This window comes from Coleofasciculus sp. (assembly GCF_046539235.1).
Classification (GTDB): domain Bacteria; phylum Cyanobacteriota; class Cyanobacteriia; order Cyanobacteriales; family Coleofasciculaceae; genus Coleofasciculus.
The window spans coordinates 40,205-49,081 of the sequence record NZ_JBKHHI010000007.1 but is presented as its reverse complement, the minus strand read 5'-3'; the positions used below and the strand labels follow the sequence as shown (position 1 = coordinate 49,081).

The following is an 8,877-nucleotide window of genomic DNA, read 5'->3' as shown; positions in this document are numbered from 1 at the left end:
ACTCGTTCGTAAGTAGGTGGGGACAATTAAAGTTAACGGTGAGGATCGTCATTTGTCTTATGTCAATTGTTCCAGTTTATTCATAATTACTGGGTTAATCGTGCCAAACTTCTGTTCTAGTACAAGTGAGATTACTTTATTACACAAAAAGCGCTGTATCTAAAACTGCCCTAACATCGAGTACGATACGATCCCAATAAAAATAGAGTAATGGGATGGTTACGGGATGAGAATGTTTTCCCGTAATTGTTTAGGACTATTCACCCAATCAGTTGACAACATTCACGTTATCCCCATCTTTGAGATACGCCGCACCTTTAACCACAACGCGATCGCTAGGAGACAACCCGCTTTTAATTTCCACCCGATTATCACTCAGAAGTTCGCCTACCTCGACATACTGGGCTTTAACAGTATTATCGGGTTGCACGATATAGGCGATCGCACTACCGTCACTTTGAGGCAAGATAGCTTTGGCAGGTAAAGTTAACCCTGGGGCGGCTGAGGTGGTAATCGACGCCCGTAAAAACATCCCCGGTTTTAAGGTGGCTGAGGTGGGTAAATCGATCTTCACCTGCGCCTGACGGGATGCTTCATCAATCATCGGGTCAATTTCCCGAACTTTACCCGACAGTTGTAAACTACTATCCGCATCTGAGGTAATCGTTACCGATTGTCCCGGTTGAATTTGAGCAAGTTGAGTTTCTGGAACATTAACAATTAGTTCTAGACGCCCATTTTCAATGATTTTAAATAGAGTTTGGGAGCCAGAGGTGACATCTCCCACACGGGCATTGCGTTCGGCTATCTTACCACTCACAGGAGCAACGATGCGGGTGTTGTTAAGTTGTGCGATCGTGGATTGTACCTGTGCCTGTGCCTGTGCTAGTTGGGCTTCGGCTTGGGTAATCACTTCCCGCCTAGGTCCAGCTTGGAGTTGAGCAAGTTGCTGGTTGGCTTCTCGTAACCGGGCTTGTGCCTGTTCGAGTTGGGAACGGGTGCTGCGTTCTTGATTGTAGACTTCATCTAAGCGATCGCGGGCAATGGCACCTTCAGCTTGCAGGATTTTATTGCGATCAACCCGGGTTCTGGCTAATTCTAAGTCTGACTCGGCGGCTGTAACAGCAGATTCAGCGCTTCTCACCGCCTCTTTAGCACGGGCAATTTCTTCGTTACGGGAACCCGCCCGGAGTTCCGCGAGGCGGGCTTCAGCTTGGGCGACGGAGGCTTGGGCTTGACTTAATTGTGCTTGGAGTACCGAATCATCGAGGCGGGCTAATAACTGTCCAGCTTTGACAACCTGCCCTTGTTCCACTAACACCTGTTGAATTTGTAAGCCTGTCGCCTGAGACATAACGGGACTCATTTCAAACGCGGCGACACTTCCGGTGGCGTCTAAGCTGCGGTTGACACTCTCGGATGTCACTTGGGCTACAGTTACGCTTTGACTAGGGGCAGATGATGTGGCGACGGGAGGTTCTGCTGTTGGTGCGTCTGACTGTTGAGACGAGACTAAACGAGTAGCCCCTAACGCTAAGAGGACACCAATGCCGATGCCTAAAAACAGCCCTTTTCCTCCAGATAGCCAGCCTTTTTTGGAGTTCTCGGTTCCAGATTGGGGAGAGGAACCTGCATCTTGTGCATAAGTGTCGGCTTCAGCGCCAGGGAGATAGAATGCAACATCGACATCCTGTTTGAGTTCGACAGGCTTGGCAATAGAAGAACGATTCAACTGGCTTTTCTTGGGATTTGGTGCTGTCTGAGTCACTGTTATTCCTCTTTGACGGATCGAGGTCGCTAGCTTTGTAATTGTAAAGATTAAGTTGATGAATATCTGGTTACTTTACTTAACACTACTTTACATTGTAGCGCAATCTTGACCAAGTGGTTGGTTGATGCTTCGGGTCAACTACCCCCCTGTATGGTGGGGACAAGGCAACAGGCAACAGGCAATAGGACTCAAGGTATAAATGTATAAAGGTGGATTTGGTATGAGGAGGCAATGCAGTGCCACGGCACGTCTGGAAGCTGGGGAAGATGTAACCTTTCTTTAAGATATGGCAGAAGTAACGACTTCAACATCACCCATTAGACTCATCCAACAGAGTGATTTAGCTCATTTGTCATTTGTCATTTGTCATTTGCCCCCTGCTTCCCCTGCTCCCAGACGTAGCATGCTACGTCTGGAACATTGCTCCCCCAGCTCCCCCAGCTCTCCCACTCTCCCGAATTGGCATTGCTCATAAGGAGGAGGGACTAGGATGAGTAACGCAAGCCTGAGTCCCTTTCAATACCTCTTTATATAAAATTTCTAATTGACTAATATTCCCACTCAGGGTATAGCGTTCTAAAACTCTAGCTCTAGCTTTTTGACCCAGAAGTGTTGTCCATTCCGTATGATCTCGTAACAAGGGCAAAAGGGTATTCAATTGAGACGTGACCCGATGGGTATTGAGAATAATCCCCGCGCCACCTTCTAACACCTCACCATCCGCCCCCGCATCGGTGGCGACACAAGCCAAACCACAAGCCATGGCTTCGAGTAATGATAAGGAGAGTCCTTCTAATAACGACGGCAAAATAAATACATCGGCGGCTTGCAGAATCTCAATCCGCTGCTGTTCATCTGCCACAAATCCTAACCAGAGAATCCCATCGTATCTATCATAAAAAGGTCTTAACGTGGGAACTAGAGGTCCATTCCCGACAATCAAAAGCTTACAGCCATCGCCCATTTGCGACTGTTTCCACGCCTTGAGTAAAGCCTCTACATTTTTTTCTGTAGCAATGCGACCTTGATAAACAAATAGGCGTTGGGCATCAAATCGGACTTTCAAACTCGATGTGCCAGGAGCATATTTCTGCACATCAACTCCATTGGGAATTACGGCAAGTTTATGGCGAGGAACTCCCAAACGCACCAGCAAATCCCGTTGCAGTTGAGAAAAGATAATCACCCGATCATAGTGTGCCAGAAACGGGGCATAGAGTTGATAAGCAACCAATTGGGTTCCCGATTTTAAATTGCGGCGTTTGCCATCAAAGGGGGGATGAAATGTGGCAACGAGGGGTAAATTCAGGTCTTCACAGATTTCTGGAAGCAGAAAATCTAAGGGAGACAAAGTGAGAGATGCATGGACTAAATCCGGGCGGAGTTGCTGTAGAGCCTGTTTTAGCACCTTACTCGCTTTGGGTGAGGGAATCGTATAAACTTGGGATTTATACAAGCAAGGGAGGGATACCTCCTGACAACCCGAACACAGCGGATCTGCGGCGGTTTCGTCGTGGGCAAAATGGAGAAAACTAACTTGGTATCCCCGGTCGAGTAAAGCGTTAGTAACTTCTCGACCGTAAGTGACATTGCCACAAAAGGGTGATTTTTTTCCGATCCAGGCGATATGCATTCAAGTTGAATCGTGAGTCTCTATTTGTCAGCGTGGGTTAACATCGCTGATCCTGTACCGGAAATATACCAGTTTAAGCACCCTCCCGCGATCGCAATTATGGCTAAACTAAATAAGACGGGAGCTAAACCCAGCCAGGTTTCGGCTAAACCCGCTAAGGCTAAGGGCAGACTCAGGGCAATATTCACGCCATTATTTTGCAGCCCAAAAACCTTTCCCCGCATCTCTTCCGGGGTTTCGGCTTGAATCGTGGTTTGCATGGGAATCCCCACCATCGCCCCACACATTCCCAACAAGACGGTCATTCCTAACGCCATCCAGAGACTATGAGTAAACACAGATAAACCCACCAACGCCGCCGACATGCCCATCGATCCATAGAGACTCAAGCGATTGTGGGTAAAATGCTGACCCCAATGTCCCAGAATTGCCGCACCAGCAGCCATTCCCATACCGCCCATTGCCAACAAGAAGCCAAATTGGGAGGCTTTCATCCCTGGAAGGGTTTCGGCGAGTCGTACCGCTAACACGGCTAAGGCGGCGAAAATGGAGAATAAAATCACTAATTGAATCATGGCATTGCGGACGCGCCGTTGCCGTTTGAGGTAAAGCAGTCCCTCCCAGATATCGGCAAAAACGTGGGGGGTTTCACCTTCAGTAGGTTCAGTGTTTTCACCGGTTTTCAGCACTAGCAGCAACAATCCCGCGATCGCATACCCCCCACCAACGACGAATTCCTTGCCAAATTGCCAGTCAATCCCTAACTGCGCCACCAATTTATCGGTCAACGCTAATAGGGGATCACCTACGGCAAATCCAATAATCAAGGATGCCATCATCGTCGTGGTATAAAGGGAATTCGCCGAGAGCAAATGACGACGCTTGACAATCAACGGAATAACCGCTTGTTCAGCCGGGGCAAAAAATTGGGTTAAGGTAGAAACTAAGAATGTGATAATTAACAAGCCATAGAAGCCAACGGGCAACTTATAGATGGGACTCCAATCCTGAGTCAGCCATAACACCGCCGGAACTGACCAAACCAAGACACCTCGCAGCAGATTCGTCGAGACAAGTACCGCCTTTTTTGACCAGCGATCCACGAACACCCCCGCCAAGGAACCAAACAGGACAGCCGGAATCGTAAAAGCAATCATCAAGGCTGAAACCCAACCACTGATGCTGGTTCCCGCCGCCTGAAAGTGGCTAGCAATCAAGGCAATCATCAACACCAGATAGATTTTATCGGCAAGCTGAGAAAAAACCTGACCACTCCACAAGGTTAAGAAATTACCATTTTTCAGAACGGGTACAAACCCCTGTTTGCCTGGTTCAGCCGTCGGTTCAGGCGTTTTCGCTGGGACGTTCTCTGTTTGACGCGGCGGCTGGTGAGGTTCTCGATAATTGCGCTTAGTCGCAGACGATGAATTTTTTTGGGCAGGATGTTGGTTAACTCGTTTGGATTCAGATTCAGATAATCGCATTCTTTACTCTTCAGTTGGCTGCTGTGGCTGATCAACCCCAATGGGTGAATCGTCCACTTAAAATAGTTTGATAAGTTTTGTAATACACTACACTTTCTCTATCATCTCATGTGAACTACCCAGCGCTCGCCTCTATTCAGGCATAGTTGGCGGGGTTGTAGGGGCGACTCGCTGCAAAACTATGGCGGTGTGACAATTAACCTGTCTCGACTCGCCCTTGGCTCAAGATGCGCGGATCAGCTCATTGCCGATACCCTGTGGAGGGTGGGCGACCCGAGCAAATTAATGGCTCGGTGGTGTGAATTATGTGCGGCGGGTCGCCCCTACGGCGTTGATCAGCTAGGCTTTAAATAATAACCGATGATTCGGCAGACATCGCCAAGGCGTCTACTAACGTAGCTGAACGAATGGAACGACCAAAGTGATACTGGGCATAATCCCGTAACATGCGCTCCACTTTTACCCAGAGGGGCGCGATCGCGTCTAGGGACGTCTGGGATAACTCAGCCGCCGCTAGCTGTTGTACAATCGTTAATTCAACGGCATTCAGTTTACAGGTCAACCGTGGTAGAGGGGATTGTGTGACTCCATGGCTGCGGTTAGCAACGGGATGGAACACCTTCTGAGGTTGAGACATCTCTACCGCTAAACGATAGGTTCCACCTGCCTCCACACTAAACCCCACTTGCCAATTCGGATCAGTAAAATCCGGCTGAATCTGGTGCTGAGAAATACAACACTGTTGCACTTGCGGCGCAATCCCCGCCAAAGCCAATAGGTGAAAAATCCCATGACAAAGGTGTGCCAAAATTAGGGACGCACCGGAGGGACTGCTGCTTAATCGGGGTAACTGTTCCAATCGCCGCAGATGCTCATTAAACAAAGCGTACAATTCGGCTTGGGGTTGCTCACTTAAAGCATGACACAAGACTAACTCTGCTAGGTACTGACTTGCCGCCAGCTTGCCTAAATCCTTCGCCAATCCTGGATAGGATTCCAATGTTTCAGCTTGAGTAATTTTATCAAGCGATCGCCCTTTGTAAATCAGTAACTGATTCACCACAAACAAACCCATTCTACCCGCCAATTTTGAGTTCTGTTTGCGGGAACCTGGTGCCACTACCCGAATCAATCCCCACTCTGGCGTTAAAATTGTGACTAAGCGATCGGCTTCACCTAGCGGCATACTTTTCAGGTTAATCCCCGTGGCGTTATAGGTTTTAGTCATTTGTCATTTGTCATTCGTGTCATGTCAAGACTCTCGGATTTGGTGGGGGCGGGTTTAGTTACGTTAATGGTTTGAGTCGCCACGTTATTGGTTAAACCCGCCCCTACATACTTAAACCTCATTCCTTGTCTTTTCTCTCACGCTGTTGCAACAACTCTGGTCCACGAGAGGTTCCTAATCGGGTTGCTCCGGCTATGACTAAATCTAACGCTTGTTCGATGGTGCGGATACCTCCTGAAGCCTTAATTCCTATTTGTCCTTTTGTCAAGTCTTTCAAAAATTTGACATCCGACACCGTTGCACCTCCATGCCAACCTGTACTGGTTTTGAGATATTGCGCCCCAGCATCAATGCAAATTTCGGCGGCGAGTTGTTTTTCGTTATCAGTTAAAAGCGTTGTTTCCAAGATCACTTTGACGGTTTGACCAGTTTCCTCGCAGATTGGGGCAATTTCGCGATAGATAGCGTCAGTGTTCCCGGTTTTTAATGCCCCTAAATGAAGCACGACATCGAGTTCCGTTGCGCCATTTTCTACTGCTTCTTGGGCTTCGTAGAGTTTAGCCGCAGTTGTGGTAGCGCCACTGGGAAAGCCAATCACGGTACAGACGTTGGGGGCTTTGTTATGTAAGAGTTCAGCCGCGAGTTTGACGTACACTGGATAGACACAGACTGTGGCAAACTGAAATCGATCAGCTTCACGACACCATTTTTCCACCTGTTCGGGTGTCGCCGTGGGCGAGAGGAGGGCATGATCAATCAGAGGGGCAATATCGATATCAGGATAATCCATTGCGATCGCGTTTCTACTCTATATAACTTAACACCTAAAACCTAGCGCCTAACACCTACTTACGTGATGCCAAGTCTTGAACAAATTTTTTCAGATCAGGTATAGCTGAATAGCGATGCTCAAATTCAAAACGGTTGAGTTTGTCGCCGTTTTCTAAGCGGGGAATTGCTACTTGACCAGAGAGTTTCGTCGATGTCATAGTGACCACTCGCGATCGCTGTCTTTATTATCCTTTTAAATACTAGCATCTACGCCCATTTGGGCGTAGGGAAGAACTTGACATGCGGAATGTGAAAAACTACTGAATTTGGGGATTTTCCATCTCTTGACGCAGTTGATCGGCTTCTTCTAAAGTGGCTTCGGGATCTTCATCAGTTGAACGTTGCACATAATTAATCTTAAATTCTTCTAACAAATCAGACAGCAACGACTGAAGTTCTAACTGGGTTGCCTCATCCTGTAGTTCTTCCCGCAGGGCGTACTTAAAATTATGACTTAGTTGGTCAAATAGTTGTCGCCCTTGCAGATCAGAGTAGGAGGTGGCTATGACTTCATAAGTGGCTTGGGCTAAATAATTAGCCAGGTTTTCCATAACCTCTTTGGGCAACCCTTTCATGCCCGGTACTTGTCGCAATCCGGTGTAAAAATCTGATTGTTGCAGCGCTCCTTTGAGACTATGATGCAATAATGCCTGTAAATCGGGTTGAATTTGAGGTAAGACTTTATAAATCGAGAGTTCTAAAAGTCTGTCTGTAATCGCATCAATTTTATTAATATCGCTAACTTGGACATACGTCTCAGGTTGCAAGATGGCACGCGCCATATCTCCTTTGTCAACAGATTCTTTGGTTTGATTAATCAGTCGCACCATCAAAAACATCGATACCCGATCTGCCAAATACGCAGCTGGTTCATGGGTGACTTGTGCTAAAATTCGCTCCATATTGAACAATCCCGATTGATGCGATCGCACGGATACCGGAATAATCCGTAACCAGCGCCAGGTGGGAAGTAGCAGCAGCATGTCGTACCAGCGCCGCCAGAGGGCATCTCCCCATGTCAACTTCTCTTGGCGTCGAGACATGAAGAAGGTACGGAATAAAAGCTCAATCCCAAAAAAGGCAATAAAATAGAGGTCAATACGCCAGAAGTTATCAACGAGTTGACCATTTTCGTCGGTGGGTCGAAAATAATTACTGTTCAGTAGCGGTCGAATATCGCTGTTAAAGAATGAGAGGGCGTTTTCCCAGCCCACTTGCACCAGATACTCCTGTCGCCAAAATCGCGCAAAGGCTTGCTTGGCTGATTCCGTATTCAAATGATCGCGCATTCGCCGCTTCAGTTTAGCGAATGTACCAAACTTGTTGGCTGCCAAAAATGGGTTCTCTTCAATCAGGTCATTACTTTGTTGGCGCAACTCTTGCAAGACTTGCTCGGTTGGCGGTGCTTGCAGTCCCTGTTGGGAGAGTTGTACGGTTAAAGCATCAACGGTATTGAGGTAGCGTTGGGTATCCGGATGAGGCTCAATACTTTTAACCGGGTCATAGAATGTCACAATCTTAGGAAATTCTCGCACATAAACATCCCGCAATGGGATATAGCTGAGATTGAATAATGCCAGCAGGATATTCGCCCATGCAATTAAGGCGGTGAGCTTGTTCCACCAGTTCCGACCCCGGTGTTTGTAGGAATCGGCATGGGTTTGTTGGCTTAGAGCTTGGTCTACCATTTTCCCGTTGGATAGTCACTGCAAACAAATCGGGGCAAGTGCATCACCCCTATTTCAAATGAGCGTATCAGACGCTACACTAAATTAGTTATCTCCCTAGATAGAAGACAGAGCTGGATTATATCATTCAAAAGATAGATGAATGAACCAGACGAATCACTCAATAATAAAAGAGGAATTAAAAATTTATGGTTTAATCCAGCCTTTTCGAGGTATATTTAGGTAAGTTTTTGACGTTAATG

7 protein-coding genes are annotated in these 8,877 nt (G+C 47.4%); all 7 read right to left on the bottom strand.

Annotation, left to right across the window (positions count from 1 at the left end; all coding sequences use genetic code 11):
• Positions 1-268: 268 nt before the first annotated feature.
• Complete coding sequence (locus ACLFWI_RS01830) at positions 269-1,768, bottom strand: efflux RND transporter periplasmic adaptor subunit (RefSeq protein ID WP_446411481.1); 1,500 nt, start codon at positions 1,766-1,768, stop codon at positions 269-271.
• A gap of 472 nt (positions 1,769-2,240) precedes the next feature.
• Complete coding sequence (locus ACLFWI_RS01825; RefSeq protein WP_446411480.1) at positions 2,241-3,404, bottom strand: glycosyltransferase family 4 protein; 1,164 nt, start codon at positions 3,402-3,404, stop codon at positions 2,241-2,243.
• Between the two features lie 20 nt (positions 3,405-3,424).
• Positions 3,425-4,888: an MFS transporter gene (locus tag ACLFWI_RS01820; RefSeq protein WP_446411479.1), complete on the bottom strand. Its 1,464-nt coding sequence runs from the start codon at positions 4,886-4,888 to the stop codon at positions 3,425-3,427.
• A gap of 346 nt (positions 4,889-5,234) precedes the next feature.
• On the bottom strand, positions 5,235-6,116 hold the full coding sequence (recO, locus tag ACLFWI_RS01815) for a DNA repair protein RecO (RefSeq protein ID WP_446407166.1): 882 nt from the start codon (positions 6,114-6,116) through the stop codon (positions 5,235-5,237).
• A gap of 118 nt (positions 6,117-6,234) precedes the next feature.
• The gene (gene deoC / locus ACLFWI_RS01810; RefSeq protein ID WP_446411483.1) at positions 6,235-6,912 is read right to left on the bottom strand and encodes a deoxyribose-phosphate aldolase; all 678 of its coding nucleotides are present in this window, start codon (positions 6,910-6,912) and stop codon (positions 6,235-6,237) included.
• A 49-nt stretch (positions 6,913-6,961) separates the two neighbouring features.
• Positions 6,962-7,105 carry a hypothetical protein gene (locus ACLFWI_RS01805; protein ID WP_446407167.1) on the bottom strand — a complete coding sequence of 48 codons (144 nt, stop codon included), beginning with the start codon at positions 7,103-7,105 and terminating at the stop codon, positions 6,962-6,964.
• Positions 7,106-7,204: 99 nt separating this feature from the next.
• Positions 7,205-8,635 (bottom strand): hypothetical protein, encoded by a 1,431-nt coding sequence (locus ACLFWI_RS01800; RefSeq protein ID WP_446411478.1) that lies wholly within the window; start codon positions 8,633-8,635, stop codon positions 7,205-7,207.
• Between the last annotated feature and the right edge of the window lie 242 nt (positions 8,636-8,877).

Excerpts from the sequence above, each read along its gene's own strand:
- ACLFWI_RS01800 (WP_446411478.1), bottom strand. The coding sequence starts at position 8,635 with ATGGTAGACCAAGCTCTAAGCCAACAAACCCATGCCGATTCCTACAAA.
- ACLFWI_RS01820 (WP_446411479.1), bottom strand. The coding sequence starts at position 4,888 with ATGCGATTATCTGAATCTGAATCCAAACGAGTTAACCAACATCCTGCC.
- ACLFWI_RS01805 (WP_446407167.1), bottom strand. The coding sequence starts at position 7,105 with ATGACATCGACGAAACTCTCTGGTCAAGTAGCAATTCCCCGCTTAGAA.
- recO (WP_446407166.1), bottom strand. The coding sequence starts at position 6,116 with ATGACTAAAACCTATAACGCCACGGGGATTAACCTGAAAAGTATGCCG.
- ACLFWI_RS01825 (WP_446411480.1), bottom strand. The coding sequence starts at position 3,404 with ATGCATATCGCCTGGATCGGAAAAAAATCACCCTTTTGTGGCAATGTC.